We start from the raw sequence: 26538 nt of genomic DNA, 5'->3' as shown, positions 1-26538 counted from the left end.
ATGGGAATCTTCAGACAAGAGACAGTATGCGCACTGCGCTTGGCGTCAGGACTGGCAGCTTGCTGCCAATCCTGACGCCTGCGAGTGCAAGTGCCAGAACATTTGAAGACGACGTCCCCCTGCATCGTCAACTGAAACTCCTGCTTAGCATGAAGGAACGTTCCATGCCGCAATCTGCCGAACAGGCTCCGCTGATCGCCCTTGAAGGGGTTGGAAAGTGGTACGGAGCCTTCCACGCGCTGAAAAACGTCAACATGACGGTTCGCAAGGGTGAAAAAATCGTTCTTTGCGGGCCGTCCGGTTCGGGCAAATCCACGCTCATCCGCTGTATCAACCATCTGGAGGAAATCCAGGAGGGCAAGATCACGGTCGAGGGAACGACGCTGTCGGATTCCAGCCGCGCCATCGATGCGGTTCGCCGCGAAGTGGGCATGGTGTTCCAGAGCTTCAATCTCTTCCCGCACAAGACCATCATGGAAAACTGCACGCTCGCGCCCATGCGGGTGAAAGGCCTGTCGAAAGCCGATGCGGAGGCGACGGCGCGCAAATATCTGGAGCGCGTGCGTATTCTCAACCAGGCAGACAAGTACCCGGCCCAGCTTTCCGGCGGCCAGCAGCAGCGTGCGGCCATCGCCCGGGCGCTGTGCATGGAGCCGAAGGCAATGCTGTTCGATGAGCCGACCTCGGCGCTCGACCCGGAAATGGTCAAGGAAGTGCTCGACACCATGATCGGCCTTGCCCGCGACGGCATGACGATGATCTGCGTGACCCATGAAATGGGCTTTGCACGGCAGGTGGCCGACCGGGTGATCTTCATGTCGGACGGCGAGATCATCGAGGAAGGCCCGCCGGAAGAATTCTTCCGCGATCCCAAGCACCAGCGCACGCGCACGTTCCTCGGCGAAATTCTCGCCCACCACTGAGGTTCGCGCGCTCTTAAGACAGGCGGGAATAATCCCGCCTCTCCCACACCGTCCGATGAGCGACACGTGATCATGACAGAAAAAACATCCTTCAAGGTCGGCCTGATAGGCGCCGACATCCAGCTATCGAAATCGCCTGCTCTGCATATGCGCGAGGGCGCGGCCCATGGTCTCGATTATTCCTATGAGCTTGTGGATGTCACCGCCCGCAAACTGCCGGAAACGGCGCTTCCGGAGCTTCTTTCCGAGCTCGAAGCACGCGGGTTTGCCGGCACCAACATTACCCATCCGTTCAAGCAGGCGGTCATCCCGCATCTGCATGAACTGTCGGACGACGCCCGGATGCTGGGCGCGGTCAATACGGTGGTTTTTCGCGATGGGCGACGGATCGGCCATAATACGGACTGGTACGGCTTTCACGAAAGCTTTGTCCGTGGCCTGCCGGATGCAAAACGCGATCGGGCACTGCTGGTCGGCGCGGGTGGCGCCGGGGTTGCCGTCGCACACGCGGCGTTGAAGCTCGACATTGCCCGCCTTGATATTTTTGATCGGGATTTGGCAAGGGCCGAACGCCTGGCGCAGGACCTCAACGGCCGTTTTGGCGAGGGTCGCGCCTTTGCGGTGAAGGACCCGGCCGCGTCCCTGCCCTATGCAGATGGCCTGATTCACGCCACGCCGATGGGCATGCCAGCGCATCCCGGCATGCCTGTTGCCGCCGATCTCATCGAACAGCGACATTGGGTGGCCGACATTGTCTACATGCCGCTTGTGACAGAGCTTTTGGCCACCGCGGCACAGAAGGGTTGCCGCACCTTGCCAGGCGGCGGCATGACGGTGTTTCAGGCCGTCGGCGCATTCCGCCTATTCTGCGGCCGCGAGCCGGATGCCGGGCGCATGACGGCGCATTTCACCGAGCTTTGTATGGCGGAGGGCGTCGCATGAGCCTCTTCACGGTCCTCAACGGTCCCAATCTCAACCTGCTTGGCCAGCGCCAGCCGGAAATCTATGGCTATGAAACGCTTGCCGACGTCGAAGCAAACTGCCGCGCCATCACCGACGCTGCTGGCCACACGCTGTTTTTTGCCCAGAGCAACCGGGAATATGAGATCATCGACTGGATCCATGAAGCCCGCGGCAAGTCCGCGGGCATCGTCATCAATCCCGGTGCTTTCACACACACGTCTGTAGCGATCCTCGATGCCCTGAATACCTTCGAGGCTCCCGTCATCGAGGTGCACATCTCGAACATTCACAAGCGCGAGGCCTTCCGGCACCACTCCTACATTTCGCCCCGTGCAGAGGGCGTGATCGCTGGGTTGGGTATCGAAGGATACGAGGTGGCTCTCAGCCACCTTATCAAGCGTCTTTCACGATCTTCGTGAGATGGGCGGGCGCCAGCACATAACGCAGCACCATGTCGCTGGCGTGCCGCGACAAGGTCTCCTGGCCTTCATCGGTAAACAGGCTGTCGCCAAAGATAAACGAGAACGTCGCGACATTAGAGACGTTGAAAAACGACAGGGCGCTGATCTGCCAGTGCAATTCCAAGGCGTCGATACCCTGCCGAAAGATGCCGCTCTGCTGGCCGCGCACCAGCACGCTCTCCAGCGCCTCGATGGCGGTGCGGTTCAACTCGCGTATCGTCCCGGAAGACTGCATGTGCCGCCCGTGGTGAATATTCTCGATCATCACCATTCGGATGAAGGCCGGGTTACGCCGGTGGTGATCGAACGTGAACCGACAGAGCTTCTCGAGTGCCGCCACAGGCTCCAGCTCATCCAGGCCCAGATCGCTTTCCCCACCGCGTACCTTGGCATATGCCTCTTCCAGCACGTGCTGATAAAGGCTCTCCTTGTCGGTGAAGTAATAATAGATCATGCGCTTGGACGTGCGCGTGCGCGCGGCGATTTCATCGATCCGCGCTCCCGACAGACCGTTTTGCGAAAACTCCTCCATCGCCACGGACAGAATATCGCGCCGCACACCCTCCGGGTCCCGTTTCGCCGGCTTGATTTCTGCTGTGCCTTTGGAAGTCGCGGTTTTCGTCATGGTCGATCAATCCACCCTTGGGCTTGCGGTTACCGCCCACGCCCGTATTATTAACCAATCAGTACATAAGGCTGAAAAGGAAGGCAATATGGCGAGCTATGACACAGCAGGACACGGCATGCCAATGCGCACATCCATTGCAACCGTATCGATCAGTGGCGAATTCCCCGAAAAACTGGCGGCGATTGCCAAGGCAGGCTTTTCGGGCGTTGAGATTTTTGAAAACGACTTCCTGACCTATGATGCTTCGCCGCGCGAGGTGAAGGCGCTGGCCGCCGATCACGGCCTTGAGATTACCCTCTTCCAGCCCTTCCGCGACTTCGAGGGCATGCCGGAACCCCACCGTGCCCGCGCCTTCGAGCGTGCTCAGCGCAAATTCGACATCATGGGCGAACTCGGCACCGACCTGATGCTGATCTGCTCGAATGTCTCGCCGGTCTCGCTCGGCGGCATCGACCGCGCCGCCGCCGATTTCCATCAGCTAGGCGAGCTTGCGGCAAAACATGGCGTGCGCGTCGGTTACGAGGCGCTGGCCTGGGGCCGCCATATCAGCGATCACCGCGATGCCTGGGAGGTGGTGCGCCGCGCCGATCACGCCAATGTCGGCATCATCCTCGATAGTTTCCACACGCTGTCGCGCAAGATCGACCCCAATTCGATCCGCTCCATTCCCGGCGACAAAATCTTCATCGTGCAGCTTGCCGATGCGCCGCTGATCGACATGGACCTGCTTTACTGGAGCCGCCACTTCCGCAACATGCCGGGCGAAGGCGATTTGCCGGTCGTGGATTTCATGCGCGCCGTCGCCGCAACCGGCTATAGTGGGCCGCTGTCGCTCGAAATCTTCAACGACCAGTTCCGCGGCGGCTCGGCGAGGCTGCTGGCCGAAGACGGCCACCGCTCGCTCATCAACCTGATGGACCAGGTGCGCCGTCTCGAACCAGATATCCGCATCGATGTGCCGGCCATGCCGGAACGGGTGCAGACGGAAGGCGTGGAGTTCGTCGAATTCACCACGGCACCGGAAGAAAAACCCAATCTGGAAGCCCTTCTCGCCACGCTCGGCTTTGAAAACACCGCCCGGCACCGCAATCGCGATGTCGATCTTTATACGCAGGGCGATATTCGCATCGTCATCAATACCAGCGATGGCGGCGACAGTTTCGCGGGAGCGTCCTATTCCATCCACGGCACCAATGCCTATGCCTTCGGGCTGAAGGTGGATGATGCCGGGGCGGCCCTTGCCCGAGCGGAAGCGCTCGGCGCGCCCACCTTCGCCGAACCGCGCAAGTCAGGCGAAGTCGCCGTTCCCGCCATTCAGGGCGTGGGCAACGGCGTCATCTATTTCCTTGACGGTTCACCAGAGCTTTCCGCCATCTGGGACAATGAATTCGTGCCGACGGAAGGCCGAACGCCGGAAGGCGACGCCGGCCTCAGGCGGATCGATCATCTTGCGCAAACAACGCATTACGATGAAATGCTGACCTGGCTTTTATTCTACACCTCGCTGTTTGCGACGCGGCGCACACCGATGGTCGATGTGGTCGATCCGGGCGGGCTGGTGCGCAGCCAGGCGATTGAAAGCGTGCCCTCGCCGCATTTCCGTCTGACCATGAACGGTGCGGACAATCGCAAGACTTTCGCCGGCAAATTTCTGGCCGAGGGCTTCGGCACCAGCATCCAGCACATCGCGTTTGCCACCGACGATATCTTCGCCACAGCAAAAGCCCTGCAGGCGCGCGGTTTCCACGCCCTGCCGATCTCGCGCAATTATTACGACGATCTGGAAGCCCGTTTCGGGCTGGAGCCGGAGTTTTCCGATGCGCTCCGGGCCGCGAGCATTCTTTATGACCGCGACGACAATGGCGAATATTTCCAGATCTACAGCCGCACCTTCGGCGAGGGTTTCTTCTTCGAAATCATCGAAAGGCGCGGAGCCTATGGCGGTTATGGCGCAATGAACGCTCCCTTCCGCATTGCCGCACAAAGACGGCTTGCGCCGCCGGTCGGCATGCCGAAGGAATAACAGCCTGCATGAAACCGGGTGGCATTGAGCTAAGAGGGTGCTCCTTTCAGCCTGCCGCCACCTTCCCCCTCCTCATCCCTGTGCTTGTCACAGGGATCCAGCCGATGCGCGTCTGCGCGGCGGGAAGAATCTTTTCAACCGAAAGACTTGGGCTGACTGGATCTCTGTGACAAGCACAGAGATGAGGGAGGTGAGTGCAACGAACCACTGCTCGCTGTTTGGTCCCATCCCGGACGAATAAGCGCCAAATTAAAATGCACATTGCGTATTTGTAGAGCAGTACACAAAAATTGTTCAACACTCTGGACATGATTGTTCGGTTTTGTTAGCTTTTTAAGCAAAACAAGGGTGGGGAATTAGAGTTACATGCGCATCGTCGAATCTGCGGCCGACGCAAATCATCCGGCCGGTACCGATGAGGTTGCCTGCGGCGCTTCGGTGACATCGAATGTGCCGTGTCCGCGGGCGACGGCCAATGCGCGTTCCGCTGGCAAAGCGGCCTGAAGACATGCAGTTCTTCGCGAAATCCCCGTACCTGCCCGTGGCGTCGCCCAGCACGCGCCTGCCTGAGACATTTGCCCCTTCCTCACTTTCACATGGCCGCGCCCACTTTGCCGCGCAGGCCACGCCGGAGACGCTGACATGACTGCCGCACCCGCAAAAGCCCTCCTCTCGGTCGAAGGCCTGAGCGTCGAGTTCGGCAATAGCCGCGTCGTGGACGATATCTCCTTCAGCGTCGAGCCGGGCCGCACTGTCGCGGTCGTCGGCGAATCCGGTTCGGGAAAATCGGTCACCTCGCTTTCCACCATGCGCCTTGCCGACATGATGGGCGCGACCTACCCCACCGGCAAAATCCTGTTTGAAGGCAAGGACTTGCTGAAGGCGTCTCAGAAAGAGATGCGCGCGATCCGCGGCAAGGAGATCGCCATGATCTTCCAGGAGCCGATGACCTCGCTCAACCCGGTCTTCACCATCGGCGACCAGATCTGCGAAGTGCTTGTCCTGCATGAGAAGATGAGCAAGCAGGCAGCGATGGCAGAAGCACAGACGCTGCTCGAAATGGTGCGCCTGCCCGATGCCGCCGAGCTTCTGAAGCGGTATCCGCACCAGCTTTCCGGCGGCATGCGCCAGCGCGTGATGATCGCCATGGCGCTCGCCTGTCGGCCGAAGCTTCTCATTGCAGACGAACCGACAACGGCGCTCGACGTGACCATTCAGGCGCAGATCCTCAACATCATGCGCGACCTGCAAAAGAAGCTCGGCATGGGCATGGTCTTCATCACCCATGATATGGGCGTGGTGGCGGAAATGGCCGATGACGTGGTCGTCATGTGGAAGGGCAAGAAGGTGGAGGAAGGTCCTGTAAAAGATATCTTCGCCAATCCGCAGCACCCTTACACGCGCACCCTGCTTTCCGCCGTTCCGCGCCTCGGCAGCATGGAAGGCGAAGAGTTTCCCAAGCGCCTGCCGCTCACCGTGTTGCAGGACGGCCAGCCGGTCGTGGTCGGCGAGGAGCGCGTGCAAAACACCGCGAAATACGACGCGAAGCCGCTTTTGTCGGTCAAGGACCTGTTTGTCCGCTTCGATATCCGCAAGAACCTGTTCGGCAAGGCGACGCACCGCCTCAGCGCCGTGCAGAAGGTGAGCTTCGATATTCACGCCGGCGAAACGCTGGCGCTGGTGGGCGAATCCGGTTCCGGTAAATCCACCATCGGCCGCACCATCCAGCAATTGCAGACGGCCATCTCGGGCGAAATTGCCTTCAATGGTCGCAGCTATTCTGAGATGTCGGCGGCGGAGCGTTTCCGCATGCGCCAGGAAGTGCAATATATCTTCCAGGACCCCTTCGCCTCGCTCGATCCGCGCAAGACGGTCGGTTTTTCGATTGCCGAGCCGATCAACACCCATGGTTTGATCAATGATCAGAAGGCCGTAAAGCGACGGGTGGATGAATTGCTGGAGCGTGTGGGCCTCTCCTCCGAGCACGCCGCGCGGTATCCGCACGAGTTTTCCGGTGGCCAGCGCCAGCGTGTCTGCATTGCCCGCGCGCTCGCTTCCGATCCGAAGCTCATCATCGCGGACGAGGCGCTGTCGGCGCTCGACGTCTCCATTCAGGCGCAGATCATCAATCTGTTCATGGATTTGCAGGCCGAACGCGGGCTCGCCTATCTCTTCATCAGCCATGACATGGCGGTGGTGGAAAAGATGAGCCACCGCGTCGCCGTGCTTTATCTTGGCCAGATCATGGAAATGGGCAGCCGCCGGCAGGTCTTCGAAACGCCGACGCATGATTATACCCGCCGCCTGCTTTCGGCCGTGCCGGTGGCCGATCCGACCATCGAGCGCCGCATCGCGATGATCGAAGGAGAAATACCCAATCCCGTGCGCCGTGTCGGCGATGAGCCGGCCATTCTCGCCCATGAGGAAATCAATCCGGGCCACTTCATCGCGAAGAGCGCCTGAATAACAACCAGAACCACAACCATCTGAAGAGGAACAGGTAGATGACAATAATCAAGAAGGGGATGACGACAACGTTCGTCGCGCTTGCCATGGCCGCAACGGCCTTGACCGCCGCACCGGCTCTTGCCGCCGGCAAGATGACCATTTCCAGCCCACAGGATCCGGGCAGCTGGGATCCGATCGACACCTTCCTCGTGCAATGGGCGGCCGTCGCCACCAACATCTTCGATGGCCTCACCTATCGCGGCCCGGACCTGAAGGTCGTGCCCGGCCTCGCCGAATCCTGGGAAGAGCTGGATGAGGGCAAGCGCATCCGTTTCAAGCTGCGCCAGAACGTCAAGTTCCACAATGGCGAGCCCTTCAACGCCGCCGCCGTCAAGTTCACCTTCGAGCGCCTTCTCGGCGAACAGGGTGCCAAGGGCCCGCAGCGTTCCAACTACGTCGCCATCGAAAGCGTCGATGTCATCGACGATTACACCGTCGACATGAAGCTGAAGGCGCCGGATCCTGTGCTGCTGACCAAGCTTGCCGGTTATGGCGGCATGATCGTTCCGCCGAAATATATTCAGGAAAAGGGCGAGGACAATTTCAACCTCAACCCCGTCGGCACCGGCGCATTCAAATTCGTTTCCTACGCGCCGAAGACCAATATCAAGCTCGAAGCCAACCCGGATTATTGGGGCGGCGCGCCAAAACTTTCCGAGCTTGAATATCGCTTCATCGCCGAGCCGGCGACCGCCGTTGCCGAATTGCAGGCAGGCCGCGTCGATCTCGTCATTCCGCCCACCATCCCGATTGGCATGATCCCGGTTATCCAAGGCGATTCCAAGCTTGAGATCGTCAGCGTTCCCGGCCCGACGGTCGATGCGCTGCGTTTCAACACTCGTGATGGCATCACCGCCGATCCGAAGGTGCGCAAGGCCATCATCATGGCGGTCGACCGCGGCACCATCGTCAAGTCGATCCTCGCCGGTCAGGCATCGGAAATCGCGAGCTTCCAGAGCGCGCTGTCCTTCGGTTACGACCCGGAACTGAAGCCGCTGCCCTACGATCCGGAAGGAGCCAAGAAGCTGCTCGCGGAAGCCGGTGTCAAGCCGGGTGCGGCGTTGCAGATCGATATCCGCGGTAATGACGCGACGATGAACGAAGTGGCGCAGGTTATTTCCAGCTACCTCTCCATGGTCGGCATCACCGCCACCATCAAGCCCTATGAAACCAACGTGCTGCTGAACGACATCATACCGCAGGGCAAGACCGGCGCGATGTTCCAGCAGAAATGGGGCGGCTGGACCTTCGATTACGACAACACGGCCTATTCCATGTATCACTCGGGTGAAAAGTGGAACCCCTATGACAAGGACGAGAAGCTGGACAAGCTGCTGGAATCCCAGCGTCCGCTGACCGACCGTGCCGCGCGCGAAAAGATCCTCAAGGAAATCGGCAGCTATACCGCCGAACGCGCGCTGGAAATTCCGCTTTACAACACCAATGCCATTTACGGCATCAACAAGCGGGTCAAGGGTTTCGTCGCACCGCCGGACAACCGCCTGAAGCTGACCGACGTCACCGTCGAATAAGCTGGTTAATCCTCTCATAAGTCGCCTTGCCCGCCACGCGCGGGCAAGGCAGAACTTCTCTTCAAGGTAAAAAACGTGGCCGGTTTCCTCATCAAGCGATTGCTGCAGGCGATTTTTGTCGTCATAGCCATCACCCTTCTCGTTTCTTTCGCCATCCGCCTGACGGGTGACCCCGCCGTCACCATGTTCCAGGGCGGCGGCAGCATGACGGAAGATGATCTGGCGCGCATCCGTGCGGCGCTCGGCACCGACCGGCCGTTCTTCGTGCAATATTTCAGCTTCCTGAAGGGCCTCGTGACGCTCGATTTCGGCCGCAGCTTCACCGGCAGCACGCCGGTCTCGCGCCTCATTGCCGATGCCCTGCCCGCAACGCTGCTTCTCGCCTTCATCTCTATGGCGGTGTCGATTGCCCTTTCCATTCCGCTCGGCATCAAGGCGGCGACCTCGCGCGGCAAGACGGCCGATCAGGTGATCCGCATCTTTTCGCTCGTCGGCCTGTCCTTCCCTAATTTCTGGCTGGCAACCATGCTGGTGCTGTTGTTCTCCATCACGCTCGGCTGGCTGCCGCCAAGCGGCATGGGTGGCTTTGCCAGCTACATCATGCCCGCCGTGACGATGGGCGTCATCCTCACCGCCACCAATGTGCGCCTGGTGCGCACCGCAATGCTCGATACGCTGCGCTCGCAATATATCATGGTAGCGCGCGCCAAGGGCCTCAGCGAAAACAAGGTTCTCTACAAACACGCGCTGCGCAACTGCGCCATTCCGCTCATCACCTATTTCGGCCTGCAATTTGGTGGGCTGCTCGGCGGCATCGTCGTCATCGAACGCGTCTTCAACTGGCCGGGCCTCGGCACGCTGGCTTTCGATGCGGTCGGCGCGCGCGATTATTCCGTGCTTCAGGCCGTCATCACCGTGCTGTCGCTGATGATCGTCGGCATCAACCTTCTGGTCGATATCGCCTATGGGCTTGTCGATCCGCGCATCCGCACGGAGTAAGTGACGATGGCTGCCAAAACCTCGCGTCTCGCGCGCTTCACCAATCTAGAATTCGTCCTCGGCGCGTTCCTCACGACAGTCATCTGCCTTGCCGTCGTCTTTTCCGACGTGCTGTTTCCGGGCGGGGCTGACAAGATCGACCTGATGGCGCGCCTTGCCAAGCCCTTCGCCAATGCCGCCCATCCGCTCGGCACCGATCCGCTGGGTCGTGACGTGCTCGCCCGTGTCGTCGCCGGCGGCAAGATTTCGCTGCTTGTCGGTTTCACCTCGGTTATCGGCGCGGTCATCTTCGGCGTCGCGGTCGGACTGGTGGCGGGTTATTATCGCGGCTTCTGGGATATGCTGGTCATGCGCTTTGCCGATATCCAGCTCGCCATGCCCTTCATTCTGCTCGCCATCACCTTCATCGCCATTGTCGGCGGCAGCCTCACCAACACCATCATCCTCCTGATCGTCTCGCAATGGGTGCAATATGCCCGCCTCGTGCGCGGCTCGGTGCTGACGCTGCGGGAGCGGGAATTCATCCTTTCCGCCCGCGCCATCGGCGTGAAAGACTGGCGCATCATTCTTCAGCACCTGCTGCCGAACCTTATCGGCCCGGTCATCGTGCTGATGACGCTCAATGTCGCCAACAACATCCTGCTTGAAAGCAGCCTCACCTTCCTCGGTCTCGGCGTCGATCCGACGATTCCGAGCTGGGGCGGCATGCTGGCGGATGGGCGTACCTATCTGCAGACCGCATGGTGGGTCAGCGTCTTCCCGGGTCTTGCCATCCTTCTGACGGTGCTTGGCCTCAACCTTCTCGGCGACTGGCTGCGCGATAGCCTCGACCCCACCGGCAGAACCTCGAGGTAACAGCGATGAGCCAGATTTTCGACCAGACTTTCGAACGCACGCTGGATGCGCTTCTCGCCAATGCCGAACCCGGCCAGTCCTTCGAGGCATGGAGCTTCGATGATGCCAAAAGCCGCCGCGAAGCCGAAAACCGGCTGAAGAAAAAAGGCGTCAGCGCCCGCATCCGCAGCGCCTACAAACCGCTTCTCTTCACCTTTATGGAAGAGATCAATCTGGATGGCGTCGACACCATCGAGGTGCGTTACCCCGTACACGCAAACGCCCCCGCCAATCGTTTCCGGCTGGAAGCCTATCCGCTGGCCGCGCTGGTGGGCGATGCGAAGATCGACTTCGTCGCCCGAAAAGACGACGCCTTCCATTATGATGTTACCCTGAGCCGCAACGGCAAGAAGGAAACCCTGAAGATTCCGGCGCCAAACCGGGTGCACACGGATATCGTCGGCGAAACCAATGTTTCACCCACGGGCTGGTTCCGGCTTGCCGGCGATGCTGTGGGTGAGCGGCTGGAGACGGATTACGAACGGCTTTTCGAAGCGGCGATCCATGCCGTCGCCAACCATGGCTGGGGCGATGAAGAGCCCTATTTCGAGGAACTGAACATCCGCGTTGCGCATCCGGCCGAAGATTTGCCACTTGCCCTCGGCGATGAGGTCGTCAGCCTGCGCGAAGCCCTGCATGAGGATTTCTATTTCTCGCTGCTAGAATTCTTCCAGAAGAAATCCGGCCGGCCGCTGGGTGACCGGGGCCTGAAGCCCGGCCAGATCGTGCCGGAAATTGTCAAAAGCCAAGGTGAAGTCTCCGTCCGCATCGAAGCCCGCACGCTCACCACCGCCTTTCTCGATGGCCGTGAGCAGCCGATCGATACGGCCAGCGAACCGGTCGCGGCAGGCCAGCTCGCGAAGCTGCTTGAAGAAATCGGCGGCGAGGCCTTCGAGGCCCGCTCCCGTTCCGGCCGTATTCTTGCCGCCCGTTATGTCACCGGCAGCGATGCCGCGGTGATGATCAGCGGCGGCCAGCATCCCAACGAGACCACAGGCATCGTCGGCGCGATCCGCGCTGCCCGTAAACTTGCCGAGCGCAGGGGCGCACATTTCACCATTTCGCCGCTGGAAAATCCGGACGGTTACGCCCTGCATCAACGGCTGAGAGCCGACAATCCGCGCCACATGCATCACGCGGCGCGTTACACGGCGCTCGGCGACGATCTCGAATATCGCACGCGGGAGAATTCGGGTGTCCATCTCAACGAGAAGGCAATCCGTTTCAAGGCGCAGGAAATGAGCGGCGCCAGCCTGCATGTGAACCTGCACGGTTATCCATCCCATGAATGGACCCGGCCGCTTTCCGGCTATGTACCGCGCAATTTCGCCATGTGGACGCTGCCGAAAGGGTTCTTCCTCATGATCCGCCACCATGCGGACTGGGAAAGGCAGGCCGAAGCCCTGCTCGACCGGGTGACCCGCCATCTCGGCGCCATTCCCGGCCTGCTCGACTACAACAACCGACAGATCGCTCTTTATGAAATCCACGCCGGCGAAACCGGTTTCCGCATCATCAACGGCTTCCCGTGCCTGTCTTCCGTCGACGACCGCCACACCGTGCCGATGACGCTGATCACCGAATACCCCGACGAGACGATCTACGGCAACGACTTCATCACCGGCCACACCGCACAGATGGAAACGGTTCTCTCCGCCTATGATGCCTGGCAGGAGATTCTCGTCGGGGAAGTGGCCTGATATTGCGGGCCGCCCTCGGTGGGCGGCCTATTTTCCCGCCGTGCTCGCGAGTTTTTGGTCCCGCTGCTTCTGCAAAAGCCTCTTGCCCTTGCTTAGAATATGCAGATTAGCGGCATCAAGCTTGTTGTACCCGGCCTGAATAATATCGAGATCGGCGACGTGACCGATTGCTGCCAGTTCATGCATCACGTCGCCAATAGCGACATCGACACTCGGCTTTTGCAGGTTGATCACATCCTCCACCGCAGCGTGCATGCCTTGCGCGTCTCCGCCCATGACGTGATACAGCGCCAGCGCCTTGCGAAGAAATGCTTCGCGGCGCTCGATCTTATTGTTGAGTATACTTTCGCCAAGGCGATCTCGCATCAACTCAACAACTCTATTTTGATATTCGCCCATCAGACACCAAATAAAGTTCACAATATGCTTCGCGAGGCTACAAACAATCCCCTTAGAACTGGTTAAGGCACGAGGCTTGCGCGGGTATGACCGTCATTTTCGAAACATGTCACAAAAGCTGGTTTTCATGACGAAGCATTTCGATACCACGTGCCGCGAAAACACCGGTCGTGATGGCTGCGGCGGCGCTATACATTGAGAATCACGGGATGATCACTATTGTGCGATCTTACATGAGACAAACCCGGCGAGACGGGTATTGATAACCGTCAGGTTATTTATCACCCCCCTTATTTCATTTTACTTTGGCCACCGCACTCATCAATCTGGCAGTCTGGATCGGTGGATGGGAGCCACGGATCAATTGGGAGGAAATCATGAAATTACGGATCACCGCCGCCATCGCGGCCATCTGCTTCAGTACTGCCGCTTATGCCGATACAATCAAGGTGGGCGTGGTCGGTCCGTTCTCCGGCCCCTTCGCGCTGCAGGGCAAGAACTTCAAGGCCGGCATCGATGCCTGGTTCGCGTTGCACGGCAACAAGGTCGGCGACGATACGGTAGAGGTCGTCTATCGCGATGTGCCGCAGGCCGATCCGGCGCAATCCAAGGCGCTGGCGCAGGAACTGGTGGTGAAGGAAGGCGTACAATATCTCGCCGGCTTCTATTTCACCCCCGACGCCATGGCCGTCACGCCTTTGCTGAAGCAGGGCAATGTGCCGATGGTCATCATGAATGCCGCCACTTCGGCCATCGTGACCAAGAGCCCCTATGTGGTGCGCACCTCGTTCACCACCTGGCAGACCTCCACCCCCATCGCCAAGGTGGCCTTTGATGGCGGCGTGAAGAAGGTCATCTCGCTGGTCAGCGATTATGGCCCGGGCGTCGATGCCGAAAACGCCTTCAAGGCGGCCTTCAACGCCGCCGGCGGCGAGGTTGTCGAAAGCATCCGCATGCCGCTTTCCACCAATGATTTCAGCCCGATCATGCAGCGCGTGAAGGATTCCGGCGCGCAAGGCGTCTTCGCTTTCCTGCCGTCAGGCCCGACCACGCTCGGCTTCGTCAAGGCCTTCAACGATAACGGCCTGAAATCCGCAGGCGTCAAGCTCTTCGCGCCGGGCGATCTGACGCAGGAATCCGACCTGCCGGCGCTCGGGGAAGCCGCGCTCGGCATGCAGACGACCTTCCATTACGCCGTCTCGCATGATTCCCCTGAGAACAAGACCTTCGTGGAAGCGGCCGCCAAGGCGATCGGCAATCCGAAGGAGCTCTCCTTCCCTTCCGTCGGCGCTTTTGACGGTATGTATGTCATCAGCAAGATGATCGAGGCTACCGGCGGCAAACAGGATGCGGAAAAGGCGGTGAACGCGGTGAAGGGTCTTTCCTGGACAAGCCCGCGCGGCCCTGTCAGCATCGATCCGGAAAGCCGCCACATCACGCAGAACATCTATCTGCGCGAAGTGGCCAAGGGCGATGACGGCAATTATTACAACAAGGAAGTCCAGACCTTCGAAAAACAGGGCGATCCGGGCCTCGCCGCCGCGAAGTAACGGCAGCTTTTAAAAGACGTTGTCGGGCCGCCAATAGCGGCCCGTCTCGGGCCCGGATGGGCATTGCAGCACCGGGAGGAATTTTTCAGCATGCAGACGGTCTTCAGCATCCTTGTCGATGCGCTCGCCTATGGCATGGTCCTGTTCATCATCTCCATCGGCCTTTCGGTGACGATGGGGCTGATGCGGGTGGTCAATCTGGCGCATGGCGCCTTCGCCATGATCGGCGGTTATCTCGCCTCCTATGCCGCCCATGGCCTCGGCCTCGGTTATGCCCTGGCGATCCTCGTCGCCATTGTCGGCACCATCGTCATCGCCATTCCGCTTGAGCGTTTTCTCTATCGCCGCATCTATGGCGCGCCGGAGCTGACACAGGTGCTGATGACCATCGGCATCACGTTTTGCATCATCGGCATCGCCAATTTCGTCTTCGGCCCGACGCTGAAGACCATTCCGCTGCCGCAGCAGCTGGCCGGCCCCACCGATCTCGGCTTCCGCACCATCGCCACCCACCGCATCTTCGCCATTGCCTGCGGTCTGGCCGTTGCCGGTGCATTGTGGTTCACCTTCGAAAAGACCGCCTTCGGCATCAAGCTGCGCGCTGCTGTCGATAACGCCGCCATGGCGGCCGCACTCGGCGTTCGCACCGAGGTCATCTATGCCGTCAGTTTCGCCATCGCCGTCGGCCTTGCCGCCATGGGCGGCGTCATCGGCGCGGAATTGCTGCCGGTCGAACCCTATTATGCGCTGCGTTATATGGTGACCTTCCTCGTGGTGGTCTCGGTCGGTGGCGCGGGCTCCATTCCCGGCGCACTGATCGCCTGCCTGCTGCTCGGCGCCATCGATACGACCGGGCGGTATCTCGCGCCCGAATATGGCGAATTCTTCTTTTACCTGGCGGTCATCGTGATCATCACGCTGTTCCCGCGCGGCCTTCTCGGAAGGGCGAAATGAGATGGCGGTGCTCATGAACGACGTGACTGAAACGGCAGAAATCCCGAAGGCGCGCTCGCCGCTGCGCGCGCTTGCGGGGCCGCTCCTCATCATTATCGCCGCCATTGCCGGTTATTACCTGTTTCCGGATAATCTGGCGCTTCTGACCCGTATCATCGCCATCGCGCTTCTCGTGCTGTCGATCGATCTCGTTACCGGCTATTGCGGCGTCGCCACGCTCGGCCACGCCGCGCTGTTCGGCGCAGGCGCCTATGCCGCCGGCATCGCCGCCGCCCATTTCGAGATTACCGATCCGCTGCTGATGACCGTGATCGGCGCAGGCGCGGGCGGCGTTGCCGGGCTGGTCTCCGGCACGGTTCTCTTGCGCGCCCACGGCCTGCCGCAGCTCGTTCTTTCCATCGCCGTCATCCACCTGTTTCATGAGGCGGCCAACAAGGCATCGGGCTGGACGGGCGGCAGCGACGGTCTTGCCGGCGTTTCCCCGGACGCCCTGTTCGGCACCTTCGAATTCGACCTTTTCGGCCGCACCGCCTATATTTACGGCGTCTGTCTGCTGCTCGTCGTCTTCCTCGGCCTCAGGGTCGTGGTCAATTCGCCCTTCGGCATGTTGTGCCGCGGCGTCAAGCAGGACAGCATCCGCATTCAGGCCATGGGCGGCGCCGTCAACGGCACGATTTTGAAGATGTTCGTCATATCGGGCGTCGTCGCCGGCATTGGCGGTGCGCTCAACGCCATCTCCACCCAGGTCGTCGGTCTCGATAGCCTCAGCTTCACGCTTTCGGCCGAAGCGCTGGTCATGCTGGTGCTCGGCGGCGCGGGTTCGCTTTACGGCGCGCTGATCGGCGCCGTCACCTTCATGTGGTTCGAGGATGTCGTTTCCGCCGCCAATCCGTTCCACTGGCTCACCATTGTCGGCCTGCTGCTGATTGCCGTCGTGCTTTTTGCGCCGCGCGGGCTTTATGGCGCGGGTGAGCAGATCATTGCGCGCATCCGTGGAGGTCGCAAATGAGCGCCATTTTCGAAGTCTCCGGCCTCAAGAAAAATTTCGGCGGCCTCGTCGTCACCAACAATGTCTCGCTGTCGCTTTCGCCGGGGGACCGCACGGTGCTGATCGGCCCCAATGGCGCCGGCAAGACCACCTTCGTCAATCTCGTCACCGGCAATATCAAGCCCTCGGCCGGCACGGTGCGCATCGCCGGCGAGGACGTGACCGGCCTCAGCGCCAGCCAGCGGGTGAAGCGCGGCCTTGTGCGCTCCTTCCAGGTCACGCGGCTGTTTCAGGACATGACGCCGGAGGAACATGTGGCGCTCGCCATTCTCCAGCGCGAAGGCAGGACGGGCCGAATTTTCGGCCGTTACCGCGCCATGCCTGCGGTGATGAGCGAAGCCCGCGACATTCTCGGCACGCTCGGCCTTCTTGGGCTTGCCGAAACAAGGGTGCGTGAAATCGCCTATGGCCAGCAGCGGCTGATCGAGATCGCGCTTGCCATGGCGCTTCGCCCTAAAATCCTGCTGCTCGACGAACCGGCCGCCGGCGTGCCTTCCACGGAAACCGCGCGCATCGAACAGGCGCTCGACCGGCTGCCGGCCGATCTCGCGATCCTGATGATCGAGCACGACATGGATCTGGTCTTCCGTTTCGCCAAACGTGTGGTGGTACTCGCCGCAGGCGCCGTCATCTTCGACGGTTCACCTGAAGACGTCACCAGCAATGCGGAAGTCCGCCAAGCCTATCTGGGAAGTTACGCCGATGCCCGCAGCGCCGCTTGAAATCGTCAACCTCACCGCCGGTTATGGCCCTACCCGCGTCATCGAGGGCCTGTCGCTTTCCGTGCCGTCGGGCTCGCGTTTCGCGGTTCTCGGCCGCAACGGCGTCGGCAAGACCAGCCTCTTCGCCACGCTGGCCGGCCAGACGAAACGCTTCGCCGGCGATATCCGCATCGGCGGGCAGGACATCGCCGCCCTTCCGAGCGCCGCCCGCGCCAAAGCCGGCCTCGGCTACGTGCCGCAGACGCGGGATGTGTTTCCCACCCTCACCGTCGAGGAAAATCTCTTCGTCGGTCTCAAGACCCGGCCGAAATCGGCCATCGAGGAAGCCTACACGCTGTTTCCGCGCCTGAAAGAGCGCCGCCGCAATCTCGGCTCGCAACTTTCGGGCGGCGAACAGCAGATGCTCTCCACCGCCCGCACGATTCTCGGCCAACCGCGCGTGCTGCTTCTCGACGAGCCGCTCGAAGGCCTCGCCCCCGTCATCTGCGAGGAGCTGATGGCCGCCTTCTCCAAACTGGCGCAATCGGGCGAAATGACCATCCTCCTCGTCGAACAGCGCATCCAGATGGCCATCGACTTCGCCGACCACGCCATCATCATGGAACGCGGCCGCATCGTCTGGGAAGGGCCGTCGAGCGACCTTGCGGAGAACCCGGATATTATCGATACGCATCTTGGGGTTGGCGGGCTGCATTGAGCCAACGCATCGCCGTTGCGCGTTCACATATATAATCTCGTCATACCGGCCTTGAGCCGGTATCCAGCCACCCCAAGTCCTTGGGGTGAAAAGACACTTCGCGCCGCGCAGACGCGCGCCGGCTGGATTCCGGCTCAAGGCCGGAATGACGGAGGGTGACCGATCACACAAAGCGCCCGCCGTCTCATTTGCTCTTCCTCAAAAAACCCAATGGAATAAAAATTCCACTGCAGTTAAAGTGCACACGATTTCAGTCTGCACAAAGGAACGACAATGACGGCAATCGAGGCGCCAGAATCCGTAAAGGCTTTTGAGGAGCGGCTGCTCCAGGTCGCGGAGGGTTTGCCGAAACGATTGCGGCAATGCGCCGATTATGTCGCTTCCAATCAGGATCGCATCGCCGTTTCCACCGTCGCCGAAATGGCGGAAGGGGCCGGCGTGCAGCCCTCGGCCTTCATGCGTTTTTGCCAGATCATGGGTTTTTCCGGCTTTTCGGAAATGCAGCGGCTGTTCCGTGATTCCTACGTCGGCGGCTGGCCGGATTATGCCACGCGACTCGACCATCTGCGGGAGAAGGGCGATGAAAGCGCTTCCAGCCTGCTTGCCGAATTCGTGGAGGCCGGCCGTTCCTCGCTGGAAATGCTGCTGAAATCGGTCGATACCCGCCAGCTTGACGAGGCGGTTTCGGCGCTGGCGAAGGCGCGCACCGTGCATATCATCGGTCTGCGGCGGTCCTTCCCCATTGCCAGCTATCTCGCTTACGCCTTCGAGAAGATGAAGGTGCCGGCGGTTCTGCACAGTGCGGTCGGCGGGCTCGGCAATATCAGCGCCATTTCCCGTGACGACGCGCTGATCGCGATCACCTTTTCCCCCTATTCCGCAGAAACGCTGGAGCTGGCGGAAAACGCCCGCGCCAACGGTATTCCGGTCGTGGCGCTCTCCGATTCCGCCGTCAATCCGCTGCGCAAATCCGGCGCGACGCTGCTGACCGTCACCGAGATCGATTTCGGCGCGTTCCGCTCGCTTTCCGCCACGCTCTGTCTGGCCATTACGCTGGCCGTGGCTGTGGGAACGCGCAAAACAGCCTGAATATTTTTATTGAAAACGGAAAAAATAGAATTTATGATCCAAATCCATGAAACGGGCATTCCATAATCGTCCGTCTCGTGACGAACGAAAATGAGCGGAGGAGGCTCATCGGAGCGGGATGGCGAAAGATGCGGGCGATCGTCGCCTGAATGCCGCTCCAGACATGTGAGGCAGACCGTACCGAGGTGCGGTGCTAAGGAGGAACCTTTTGAAAAAACTTGATCTCATCACGATCGGGCGCTCGTCTGTCGATCTGTACGGTTCGCAGGTCGGCGGCCGTCTGGAGGACATGGCCTCCTTTGCCAAATATATCGGCGGCTCTCCCACCAATATCGCAGCCGGCGCTGCACGCCTCGGGCTCAACAGCGCCGTCATCACCCGTGTCGGCGATGAGCATATGGGCCGCTTTATCCGCGAACAGCTGGTGCGCGAAGGCGTCGATGTGCGCGGTGTGAAGACGGACCCGGAGCGGCTGACCGCGCTGGTGCTGCTCGGCATTCGCGACCAGAACCAGTTCCCGCTGATCTTCTATCGCGAAAACTGCGCCGACATGGCGCTCAGCGAAGACGATATCGATCCCGCCTTCATTGCCGAGGCAGGCTGCGTCTGCGCCACCGGCACGCATCTGTCGCATCCGAAGACGGAAGCGGCCGTGCTGAAGGCGCTGAAACTCGCCCGCGAAAATGGCGCAAAGACCGCGCTCGATATCGATTACCGCCCCAATCTCTGGGGTGTGGCCGGCCACGGCGATGGCGAGAGCCGTTTCGTCGAATCGCAGAAGGTCACCGCCAAGCTGCAATCCACCCTGCATCTCTTCGACCTGATCGTCGGCACGGAAGAGGAATTCCACATTGCCGGCGGCTCCACCGATACGCTGACCGCGCTGAACGCCGTGCGCAAGGTCTCGAATGCGACGCTGGTATGCAAGCGCGGCCCGATGGGTGCTTCGGTTTTCGCCGGCGACATTCCTGCCAGCCTCGACGATGGCGAGACTGGCGAGGGTTTCCCGATCGAGGTCTTCAATGTTCTAGGGGCCGGCGATGGCTTCATGGCTGGGCTGTTCCGCGGCTGGCTGCGCGGCGAAGACTGGCCGACGACGCTGAAATATGCCAATGCCTGCGGCGCCTTCGCCGTCTCCCGCCATGGCTGCACGCCCGCCTATCCAAGCTGGGAAGAGCTGCAATATTTCTTCAAGGCAGGCATTCGCAACAAGGCGCTTCGCAAGGACGAGGCGCTGGAGCAGGTGCATTGGTCGACCAACCGCAAGGGCGACTGGGACACGATGCGCGTCTTCGCCTTCGATCACCGCATGCAGCTGGAAGCCATCGCCGACGAGCTTGGCGTCAAGCACGAGCAGATCGGCGCTTTCAAGAAACTCTGCCTTCAGGCCGCACAGCATGTTGCCGGCGACAGGCCGGGTTACGGCATTCTCTGCGATGGCCGTCTCGGACGTGACGCCCTGTTTGCCGCCAGCGGCTCGGGCCTCTGGATCGGCCGTCCCGTGGAGTGGCCGGGCTCGCGCCCGCTGACGCTGGAACCCGATCTCGGCAAGGATTTCGGCGGTCTTTCTGAATGGCCGCTTGAAAATGTCGTCAAGGTTCTGTGTTTCTATCATCCCGACGATACGGATGAGATGCGCGCCGCGCAGGAAGAGACGGTCATGCGCCTGTTCCAGGCGACACGCCGCAACCGGCTGGAAATGCTGCTGGAGGTCATTCCCTCCAAGGTCGGCCCGACCGACGATTTGACCGCCGCCCGCATCATCGAGCGCTTTTACGAGATCGGGGTCTATCCCGACTGGTGGAAGCTGGAGCCGATGAAGACCCGTGCTGCGTGGAAAAACGCCTGCGACGCCGTGCACCGCAACGATCCTTACGTGCGGGGCATCGTCGTTCTCGGTCTCGACGCGCCGCAAAGCGAACTAGAGGAGAGCTTCCGCCTTGCCGCCGGTTTCGATCTGGTCAAAGGTTTCGCCGTTGGCCGCACGATTTTCGCGGATGCCGCCCGCAGCTGGCTCGGTGGCAAGATGACCGATGAGGAAGCGGTCAGGGATATGGCGCAGCGCTATACCAGCCTGTGCCGCATTTGGGATGAGGCGCGCGCCAAAAAGGGAGAGGCAGCGTGAAGACAATCAGATTGACGGCTGCGCAGGCCATGGTTCGTTACCTGGCAGCGCAGATGAATGAACATGGCGAAACCTACATCGCCGGCATGTGGGCCATTTTCGGCCATGGCAATGTCGCCGGCATCGGCGAGGCGCTTTATGGTATCCGCGACGAACTGCCGACCTATCGCGGCCAGAACGAGCAATCCATGGCCCATGCGGCCATCGCCTATTCGAAGCAGCTGCGCCGCCGCCGCGCCATGGCGGTCACCTCCTCCATCGGCCCGGGTGCGGCAAACATGGTGACGGCCGCCGCCCTTGCCCATGTCAACCGCCTTCCCGTGCTGTTGATCCCCGGCGACGTCTTCGCCAATCGTGGGCCCGATCCGGTCTTGCAGCAGCTCGAAGATTTCGGCGATGGCACGATGACGGTGAATGACTGCTTCCGCCCCGTCAGCCGTTATTTCGACCGCATCATGCGGCCGGAACAATTGCTGACAGCCCTTCCCCGCGCCATGCGCACCATGACGGACCCTGCCGATTGCGGCCCCGTCACGCTCGCCTTCTGCCAGGATGTGCAGGCGGAGGCCTATGATTACCCTGTCAGCTTCTTCGAAAAGCGTGTCTGGCGCCAGCGCCGCCCCGAGCCGGATGTGGTGGAATTCGAAGAGGCCGTCGCTGCGCTCAAGGCGGCGAAGAACCCGATCATCGTTGCTGGCGGCGGCGTGCATTTTGCCGGCGCAACCGAAACGCTGAAGCGCTTTGCCGAAACCCATTCCATTCCCGTCGTCGAAACGCAGGCCGGTAAATCGGCCCTCGCCTGGGACCATGATCTGAATTTCGGCCCCGTTGGCGTGACCGGAGCGGAGAGCGCCAATATCATCAGCGAAAAGGCCGATCTTGTCTTCGGTGTCGGCACCCGTTTTCAGGATTTCACCACCGGCTCCTGGGCGCTGTTCAAGAACCCGAACCGCAAAATCCTGGCGCTTAACGTTCAGCCCTATGACAGCGCCAAGCACGATGCGATCAGCCTGACGGCGGATGCGAAGATCGGGCTTGAGAAACTCTCCGCAGCACTCGGCAGCCACCGTTTTGCCGCGCCGGATGCCGGTCTCAAGGCTGCATGGTTTAAAAAGGCCGATGCCGATACGGCAGCGCCGGGCGAAGACAACGCCAACAGCCTGCCCACCGACATGCAGGTCATCGGCGCGGTGCAGCGCCAGTCGCGCGACAATACCGTCGTCATGTGCGCGGCCGGCACCATGCCGGGCGAGCTTCACCAGCTGTGGAAATCCAAGCTGCCGCTCTCCTATCACATGGAATACGGCTTCTCCTGCATGGGTTATGAAGTGGCCGGCGGCCTCGGCATCAAGATGGCGGAACCGGACCGCGACGTGATCGTCATGGTCGGCGACGGTTCCTACATGATGATGAATTCCGAGCTTGCGACCTCGGTTGCCATGGGCGTGAAGATCACGCTCGTCATCACCGACAATCGCGGTTACGGCTGCATCAACCGGCTGCAGATGGAAACCGGCGGCGCGGAGTTCAACAATCTCTACGCCCACACCAACGTCAACCCGATCGCCATCGATTTCGTGGCCCATGCAGGCTCGATGGGGGCGGATGCGCGCAAGGTTTCCACCATTACCGAGCTGGAAGAGGCGCTTGCGGCAGCCCGTGCCTCCAGCCGCACCACCGTCATCGTTATCGATACCGACCCTTACCCGACGCCGCAGGCCGGCGGTCACTGGTGGGATGTCGCGGTGCCTGAAGTTTCCGACCGCGCCGAAATCGGCCCGGCCCGCGTCCGTTATGAAAACCATGTCAAGGAAAGACAGTAAGATGATCCGTTACGGAACCAACCCGATTGCCTGGTCCAACGACGACGACCGCACGCTGGGCGCGCATATCAGCCTCGAACAATGCCTCGATGAAACCGCCAAGATCGGTTTTGACGGCATCGAGAAGGGCCACAAGTTCCCGACTGAGGCGGAAGGCCTGAAGGGCGTGCTTTCGCCGCGCGGCCTCTCCTTCGTCTCCGGCTGGCATTCGCTGAACCTTCTGACCGACGACATCGAATCCGAAAAGAAGGCGATGCAGCCGGCGCTTGACCTGCTGAAAGCCATGGGCTCGAAGGTCATCATCGTCTGCGAGACCTCCAACGCCATCCATGGCGATGACAACAAGGCGCTGGTCGACCGTCCGCGCCTTGCGGCCGGGGACTGGGCGAAATTCGGCGCGGGCGTCGAGGCCCTGGCCGCCTTTGCCGCAGAACAGGGTATCACCCTCGTTTATCACCACCACATGGGAACGGTGGTCGAGAGCGAAGAGGAAATCGATCTCCTGATGAAGCACACCGGCCCGAAGACGCATCTCCTGCTCGATACCGGCCATTGCCTGTTCGGCGGCGGCGATCCTGTGCGCGTTGCGCAGAAATACATGGGTCGTGTCGGCCATATCCATGCCAAGAATGTGCGCCCTGCCATTGCCGATCAGGTTCGGGGTGAGCGGCTCTCCTTCCTCGAAGGCGTGCGCCGCGGCGTGTTCACCGTTCCCGGCGACAGCGAAGGCGGCGTGAACTTTCCGCCGGTGCTGAAGGTGGCGGCCGAGCATGGTTACAGCGGCTGGCTGGTGATCGAGGCCGAGCAGGACCCCGACGTGCGCAACCCGTTCGAATATCAGAGCCTCGGGCTGAAATCGCTGAAGGCTTTTGCGCGCGAGGCAGGGCTGGACAAGGCTCAGGCTGCTTGAGCTGAACCGATAACGGGCGGCATACCCCGCCCGTCATACCGGCCTTGAGCCGATATCCAGCCAGCCCAAGTCCTTGGGCTGAAAAGAGTTGTCCCCGCCGCGCAGACGCGCGTCGGCTGGACCCCGGCTCAAGGCCGGGGTGACGAGACGGCAAGAACCGACGAACGACTGACCAAAAAGGAAAACCACCATGACCTCACTTCTGCGCAAGCCGGTCGCGACCAGCGGCAAGGTGCACGATATCACGCCCCAAAGCGCGGATTGGGGTTATGTCGGTTTCGGCCTCTACCGCCTGAAGCCGGGCGAGACGGCGGCGGAAAACACCGGCGATACGGAAGTCATCCTCGTGCTGGTGGAAGGCAAGGCGACGATTTCCGCAGGCGGTAAGGACTTCGGTGAACTCGGCGACCGCATGAATGTGTTCGAGCGCAAGCCGCCGCATTGCGTTTATGTTCCGGCCGGCTCCGAATGGTCGCTGACCGCCACAACGGATTGCACCATCGGCGTCTGCACCGCACCCGGCGAAAAAGGCAGCCGCGAGGCGCAGCAGATCGGCCCCAATGGCGTGCAGCTCACCGAGCGTGGCAAGGGCGCCAATACGCGTTACATCTTCCCCATCGCCATGGAAGAGCGCGATGTGGCCGACAGCCTGCTGGTAACGGAGGTCTTCACGCCGTCGGGCAACTGGTCATCCTATCCGCCGCACCGGCATGATGAGGATAACTATCCCGATATGACCTATCTGGAGGAGACCTATTATCATCGCCTCAACCCGGCGCAGGGTTTCGGCTTCCAGCGCGTCTTCACCGAAGACGGTTCGCTGGATGAGACCATGGCGGTGTCGGACGGCGATGTCGTGCTGGTGCCCAAAGGCCACCACCCCTGCGGCGCGCCCTATGGTTATGAGATGTATTATCTGAACGTGATGGCGGGGCCGATGCGCAAATGGCGCTTCAAGAACCACCCGGATCACGACTGGATTTTCAAGCGGGATAATCCGTAAGGCATTTCAGGCAAACACCGCCGCCTCCTCATCCCTGTGCTTGTCACAGGGATCCAGCCAGCCCAAGTCCTTGGGCTGAAAAGAGTCTTTCCGTCGCGCGACGCGCGTCGGTTGGATTCCTGTGACAAGCACAGGAATGAGGGGTCTGCGGAGGTACGTCTCGACTCTGCGTTGGAGCTGAACCAACGCATCCAAACAATTGAATTAATTCAAATAATTTCGGGAGGAGAATAGCATGGCCGCTCTTGGCGTGGGCCTTATCGGCACCGGTTACATGGGCAAATGCCACGCGCTGGCGTGGAACAACGTCACCAGCGTCTTCGGCGATGTGGAACGCCCCCGCCTCGTGACGCTCGCGGAAGTTAACCCCGAGCTTGCCGCGAAGAAAGCCGCCGAGTTCGGTTTTACCCGTTCGACGGGCAACTGGCGCGACCTGCTTTCCGACCCCGAGATCGACGTGATCTCGGTCACCACGCCCAACGCCTTCCACCCGGAAATGGCCATTGCCGCCCTTGAGGCCGGCAAACATGTCTGGTGTGAAAAGCCGATGGCGCCCGCTTTTGCTGACGCGGTGAAGATGCGCGATGCGGCCCGCCGCTCCGGCAAGGCGGCAGCGATGGGTTACAACTATATTCAGAACCCCGTCATCCGCCATATCCGCCGTCTGATCGACGAAGGCGCCATCGGCAGGGTCTATCACGTCCGCGCCGAAATGGACGAGGACTTCATGGCGGATGCCACCCAGCCCTTCTACTGGAAGAGCGAATCTTCCTCCGGTTACGGCGCGCTGGACGATTTTGCCGTGCACCCTCTGTCCCTGCTCTTCGCCCTCTTCGGCCATGCCGAAAGCGCCATCACCGACATGGTGAAGCCTTATGAAACCCGGCCGCTTGCCGGCGGTGGCGAACGCGCCGTCGAAACACATGACCTCGCCAGCGTGCTGCTGAAGCTCGAAGGCGGCATTTCCGCCGTGCTCATTGCCAACCGTTCCGCCTGGGGCCGCAAGGGCCGCATCGCCATCCAGATTTATGGTTCCACCGGCTCGATCCTGTTCGATCAGGAGCGGATGAACGAGTTCCAGCTCTACACCACGGATGGACGCCCGGAAGAGCAGGGTTTCAGAACAATTCTCACCGCACCGCACCACAAGCCCTACGACCGCTTCATCCCCGCCCCCGGCCACGGCCTCGGCTTCAACGATCTGAAGGTGATCGAATGCCGGGAACTGATCGCGGCAATCGAGGGGAAAAAGGCCCATATCATCGATTTCGAGGAAGGGCTGAAGATCGAGCGCAGCATTCATGCCATGGCCCGGTCGTTTGCCGAAGGGCGATGGGTGGGAAGCGCGGAGATTGCGGAATAGAACGCCCACAAAGGGCGAAAACGTCTCCTCCGTCATACCGGCCTTGAGCCGGTATCCAGCCACGGCGCGTCTGCGCCGTGAGAGGAGTATTTCGCGATCAAAGACTTGATCATGCTGGACCCGGATCAAGCAACCGTGGATGATCAAGCAAATGCTGGATCTGTCCTTGCGATGGCGTTGAGGATAGTGACGAGCTTCCGGATTGTTGCGACGATGGCTAGTTT

23 protein-coding genes are annotated in these 26538 nt (G+C 60.8%); 21 read left to right on the top strand and 2 right to left on the bottom strand.

The window, feature by feature from the left end; translation table 11 throughout:
• The first annotated feature begins 164 nt into the window (after positions 1 to 164).
• The 3 genes from ACQZ40_RS07580 to aroQ all read left to right on the top strand — a co-directional run bounded on the left by ACQZ40_RS07580 (position 165) and on the right by aroQ (position 2305).
• On the top strand, positions 165 to 923 hold the full coding sequence (locus ACQZ40_RS07580) for an amino acid ABC transporter ATP-binding protein (protein ID WP_078053225.1): 759 nt from the start codon (positions 165 to 167) through the stop codon (positions 921 to 923).
• Positions 924 to 995: 72 nt separating this feature from the next.
• A complete protein-coding gene (locus tag ACQZ40_RS07575; RefSeq protein ID WP_142845197.1) occupies positions 996 to 1865 on the top strand; it encodes a shikimate dehydrogenase in 870 nt (289 codons plus the stop codon).
• Positions 1862 to 2305: a type II 3-dehydroquinate dehydratase gene (gene aroQ / locus ACQZ40_RS07570; RefSeq protein WP_125146046.1), complete on the top strand. Its 444-nt coding sequence runs from the start codon at positions 1862 to 1864 to the stop codon at positions 2303 to 2305. The genes ACQZ40_RS07575 and aroQ overlap by 4 nt, the downstream gene beginning before the upstream one ends.
• On the opposite strand, the gene ACQZ40_RS07565 is transcribed toward aroQ, so the two are convergent.
• Complete coding sequence (locus ACQZ40_RS07565) at positions 2280 to 2972, bottom strand: TetR family transcriptional regulator (RefSeq protein ID WP_448747687.1); 693 nt, start codon at positions 2970 to 2972, stop codon at positions 2280 to 2282. The two genes, aroQ and ACQZ40_RS07565, sit on opposite strands and share 26 nt — an antisense overlap.
• 124 nt (positions 2973 to 3096) lie before the next feature.
• Here ACQZ40_RS07565 and ACQZ40_RS07560 point away from each other — a divergent pair, with 124 nt between their 5' ends.
• From ACQZ40_RS07560 to ACQZ40_RS07530, 7 genes are all read left to right on the top strand, one after another.
• Positions 3097 to 4998: a bifunctional sugar phosphate isomerase/epimerase/4-hydroxyphenylpyruvate dioxygenase family protein gene (locus tag ACQZ40_RS07560; protein WP_174046438.1), complete on the top strand. Its 1902-nt coding sequence runs from the start codon at positions 3097 to 3099 to the stop codon at positions 4996 to 4998.
• A 475-nt stretch (positions 4999 to 5473) separates the two neighbouring features.
• Complete coding sequence (locus ACQZ40_RS07555; RefSeq protein ID WP_448747686.1) at positions 5474 to 5644, top strand: hypothetical protein; 171 nt, start codon at positions 5474 to 5476, stop codon at positions 5642 to 5644.
• Positions 5641 to 7461, top strand: coding sequence for an ABC transporter ATP-binding protein (locus ACQZ40_RS07550; RefSeq protein ID WP_448747685.1), 1821 nt, complete (start codon positions 5641 to 5643; stop codon positions 7459 to 7461). The genes ACQZ40_RS07555 and ACQZ40_RS07550 overlap by 4 nt, the downstream gene beginning before the upstream one ends.
• Positions 7462 to 7502: 41 nt before the next feature.
• Positions 7503 to 9038: an ABC transporter substrate-binding protein gene (locus ACQZ40_RS07545; protein WP_433822792.1), complete on the top strand. Its 1536-nt coding sequence runs from the start codon at positions 7503 to 7505 to the stop codon at positions 9036 to 9038.
• Between the two features lie 75 nt (positions 9039 to 9113).
• Positions 9114 to 10037 (top strand): ABC transporter permease, encoded by a 924-nt coding sequence (locus tag ACQZ40_RS07540; protein ID WP_448747684.1) that lies wholly within the window; start codon positions 9114 to 9116, stop codon positions 10035 to 10037.
• A gap of 6 nt (positions 10038 to 10043) precedes the next feature.
• Positions 10044 to 10892: an ABC transporter permease gene (locus ACQZ40_RS07535; protein ID WP_020811984.1), complete on the top strand. Its 849-nt coding sequence runs from the start codon at positions 10044 to 10046 to the stop codon at positions 10890 to 10892.
• A gap of 5 nt (positions 10893 to 10897) precedes the next feature.
• Positions 10898 to 12631, top strand: coding sequence for a M14 family metallopeptidase (locus tag ACQZ40_RS07530; protein ID WP_448747683.1), 1734 nt, complete (start codon positions 10898 to 10900; stop codon positions 12629 to 12631).
• Positions 12632 to 12658: 27 nt separating this feature from the next.
• Here ACQZ40_RS07530 and ACQZ40_RS07525 read toward each other — a convergent pair whose 3' ends face one another.
• The gene (locus ACQZ40_RS07525; protein ID WP_174040501.1) at positions 12659 to 13030 is read right to left on the bottom strand and encodes a hypothetical protein; all 372 of its coding nucleotides are present in this window, start codon (positions 13028 to 13030) and stop codon (positions 12659 to 12661) included.
• Between the two features lie 377 nt (positions 13031 to 13407).
• Between ACQZ40_RS07525 and ACQZ40_RS07520 the strand changes: the two genes are divergently transcribed.
• The 11 genes from ACQZ40_RS07520 to ACQZ40_RS07470 all read left to right on the top strand — a co-directional run bounded on the left by ACQZ40_RS07520 (position 13408) and on the right by ACQZ40_RS07470 (position 26314).
• A complete protein-coding gene (locus ACQZ40_RS07520) occupies positions 13408 to 14580 on the top strand; it encodes an ABC transporter substrate-binding protein (protein ID WP_448747682.1) in 1173 nt (390 codons plus the stop codon).
• A 90-nt stretch (positions 14581 to 14670) separates the two neighbouring features.
• The gene (locus ACQZ40_RS07515) at positions 14671 to 15534 is read left to right on the top strand and encodes a branched-chain amino acid ABC transporter permease (protein ID WP_065655352.1); all 864 of its coding nucleotides are present in this window, start codon (positions 14671 to 14673) and stop codon (positions 15532 to 15534) included.
• 1 nt (position 15535) lies between these two features.
• Positions 15536 to 16543 (top strand): branched-chain amino acid ABC transporter permease, encoded by a 1008-nt coding sequence (locus ACQZ40_RS07510; protein WP_448747681.1) that lies wholly within the window; start codon positions 15536 to 15538, stop codon positions 16541 to 16543.
• Positions 16540 to 17304 (top strand): ABC transporter ATP-binding protein, encoded by a 765-nt coding sequence (locus ACQZ40_RS07505; protein ID WP_338808803.1) that lies wholly within the window; start codon positions 16540 to 16542, stop codon positions 17302 to 17304. Before ACQZ40_RS07510 ends, ACQZ40_RS07505 begins: the two co-directional genes overlap by 4 nt.
• Complete coding sequence (locus tag ACQZ40_RS07500; protein WP_020809642.1) at positions 17285 to 18001, top strand: ABC transporter ATP-binding protein; 717 nt, start codon at positions 17285 to 17287, stop codon at positions 17999 to 18001. Before ACQZ40_RS07505 ends, ACQZ40_RS07500 begins: the two co-directional genes overlap by 20 nt.
• A 273-nt stretch (positions 18002 to 18274) precedes the next feature.
• On the top strand, positions 18275 to 19090 hold the full coding sequence (locus ACQZ40_RS07495; protein ID WP_142845203.1) for a MurR/RpiR family transcriptional regulator: 816 nt from the start codon (positions 18275 to 18277) through the stop codon (positions 19088 to 19090).
• A 208-nt stretch (positions 19091 to 19298) separates the two neighbouring features.
• Complete coding sequence (locus tag ACQZ40_RS07490) at positions 19299 to 21215, top strand: bifunctional 5-dehydro-2-deoxygluconokinase/5-dehydro-2-deoxyphosphogluconate aldolase (RefSeq protein WP_448747680.1); 1917 nt, start codon at positions 19299 to 19301, stop codon at positions 21213 to 21215.
• The gene (iolD, locus tag ACQZ40_RS07485) at positions 21212 to 23038 is read left to right on the top strand and encodes a 3D-(3,5/4)-trihydroxycyclohexane-1,2-dione acylhydrolase (decyclizing) (protein ID WP_448747679.1); all 1827 of its coding nucleotides are present in this window, start codon (positions 21212 to 21214) and stop codon (positions 23036 to 23038) included. The genes ACQZ40_RS07490 and iolD overlap by 4 nt, the downstream gene beginning before the upstream one ends.
• Position 23039: 1 nt before the next feature.
• Complete coding sequence (gene iolE, locus ACQZ40_RS07480) at positions 23040 to 23948, top strand: myo-inosose-2 dehydratase (protein ID WP_080857919.1); 909 nt, start codon at positions 23040 to 23042, stop codon at positions 23946 to 23948.
• Between the two features lie 190 nt (positions 23949 to 24138).
• Entirely contained in the window at positions 24139 to 24951 is an 813-nt protein-coding gene (iolB, locus tag ACQZ40_RS07475; protein WP_080857918.1) for a 5-deoxy-glucuronate isomerase, read from the top strand.
• Positions 24952 to 25186: 235 nt separating this feature from the next.
• On the top strand, positions 25187 to 26314 hold the full coding sequence (locus ACQZ40_RS07470) for a Gfo/Idh/MocA family protein (RefSeq protein ID WP_080857916.1): 1128 nt from the start codon (positions 25187 to 25189) through the stop codon (positions 26312 to 26314).
• Positions 26315 to 26538: the final 224 nt, after the last annotated feature.

The sequence above is a fragment of the Agrobacterium sp. 16-172Ci genome (assembly GCF_053522725.1).
This window is presented reverse-complemented; position numbering and strand designations above follow the sequence as displayed.

Excerpts from the sequence above, each read along its gene's own strand:
- ACQZ40_RS07580 (WP_078053225.1), top strand. The coding sequence starts at position 165 with ATGCCGCAATCTGCCGAACAGGCTCCGCTGATCGCCCTTGAAGGGGTT.
- ACQZ40_RS07575 (WP_142845197.1), top strand. The coding sequence starts at position 996 with ATGACAGAAAAAACATCCTTCAAGGTCGGCCTGATAGGCGCCGACATC.
- aroQ (WP_125146046.1), top strand. The coding sequence starts at position 1,862 with ATGAGCCTCTTCACGGTCCTCAACGGTCCCAATCTCAACCTGCTTGGC.
- ACQZ40_RS07565 (WP_448747687.1), bottom strand. The coding sequence starts at position 2,972 with ATGACGAAAACCGCGACTTCCAAAGGCACAGCAGAAATCAAGCCGGCG.
- ACQZ40_RS07560 (WP_174046438.1), top strand. The coding sequence starts at position 3,097 with ATGCGCACATCCATTGCAACCGTATCGATCAGTGGCGAATTCCCCGAA.
- ACQZ40_RS07555 (WP_448747686.1), top strand. The coding sequence starts at position 5,474 with ATGCGCGTTCCGCTGGCAAAGCGGCCTGAAGACATGCAGTTCTTCGCG.
- ACQZ40_RS07550 (WP_448747685.1), top strand. The coding sequence starts at position 5,641 with ATGACTGCCGCACCCGCAAAAGCCCTCCTCTCGGTCGAAGGCCTGAGC.
- ACQZ40_RS07545 (WP_433822792.1), top strand. The coding sequence starts at position 7,503 with ATGACAATAATCAAGAAGGGGATGACGACAACGTTCGTCGCGCTTGCC.
- ACQZ40_RS07535 (WP_020811984.1), top strand. The coding sequence starts at position 10,044 with ATGGCTGCCAAAACCTCGCGTCTCGCGCGCTTCACCAATCTAGAATTC.
- ACQZ40_RS07530 (WP_448747683.1), top strand. The coding sequence starts at position 10,898 with ATGAGCCAGATTTTCGACCAGACTTTCGAACGCACGCTGGATGCGCTT.
- ACQZ40_RS07525 (WP_174040501.1), bottom strand. The coding sequence starts at position 13,030 with ATGGGCGAATATCAAAATAGAGTTGTTGAGTTGATGCGAGATCGCCTT.
- ACQZ40_RS07520 (WP_448747682.1), top strand. The coding sequence starts at position 13,408 with ATGAAATTACGGATCACCGCCGCCATCGCGGCCATCTGCTTCAGTACT.
- ACQZ40_RS07515 (WP_065655352.1), top strand. The coding sequence starts at position 14,671 with ATGCAGACGGTCTTCAGCATCCTTGTCGATGCGCTCGCCTATGGCATG.
- ACQZ40_RS07510 (WP_448747681.1), top strand. The coding sequence starts at position 15,536 with ATGGCGGTGCTCATGAACGACGTGACTGAAACGGCAGAAATCCCGAAG.
- ACQZ40_RS07505 (WP_338808803.1), top strand. The coding sequence starts at position 16,540 with ATGAGCGCCATTTTCGAAGTCTCCGGCCTCAAGAAAAATTTCGGCGGC.
- ACQZ40_RS07500 (WP_020809642.1), top strand. The coding sequence starts at position 17,285 with ATGCCCGCAGCGCCGCTTGAAATCGTCAACCTCACCGCCGGTTATGGC.
- ACQZ40_RS07495 (WP_142845203.1), top strand. The coding sequence starts at position 18,275 with ATGACGGCAATCGAGGCGCCAGAATCCGTAAAGGCTTTTGAGGAGCGG.
- iolE (WP_080857919.1), top strand. The coding sequence starts at position 23,040 with ATGATCCGTTACGGAACCAACCCGATTGCCTGGTCCAACGACGACGAC.
- iolB (WP_080857918.1), top strand. The coding sequence starts at position 24,139 with ATGACCTCACTTCTGCGCAAGCCGGTCGCGACCAGCGGCAAGGTGCAC.
- ACQZ40_RS07470 (WP_080857916.1), top strand. The coding sequence starts at position 25,187 with ATGGCCGCTCTTGGCGTGGGCCTTATCGGCACCGGTTACATGGGCAAA.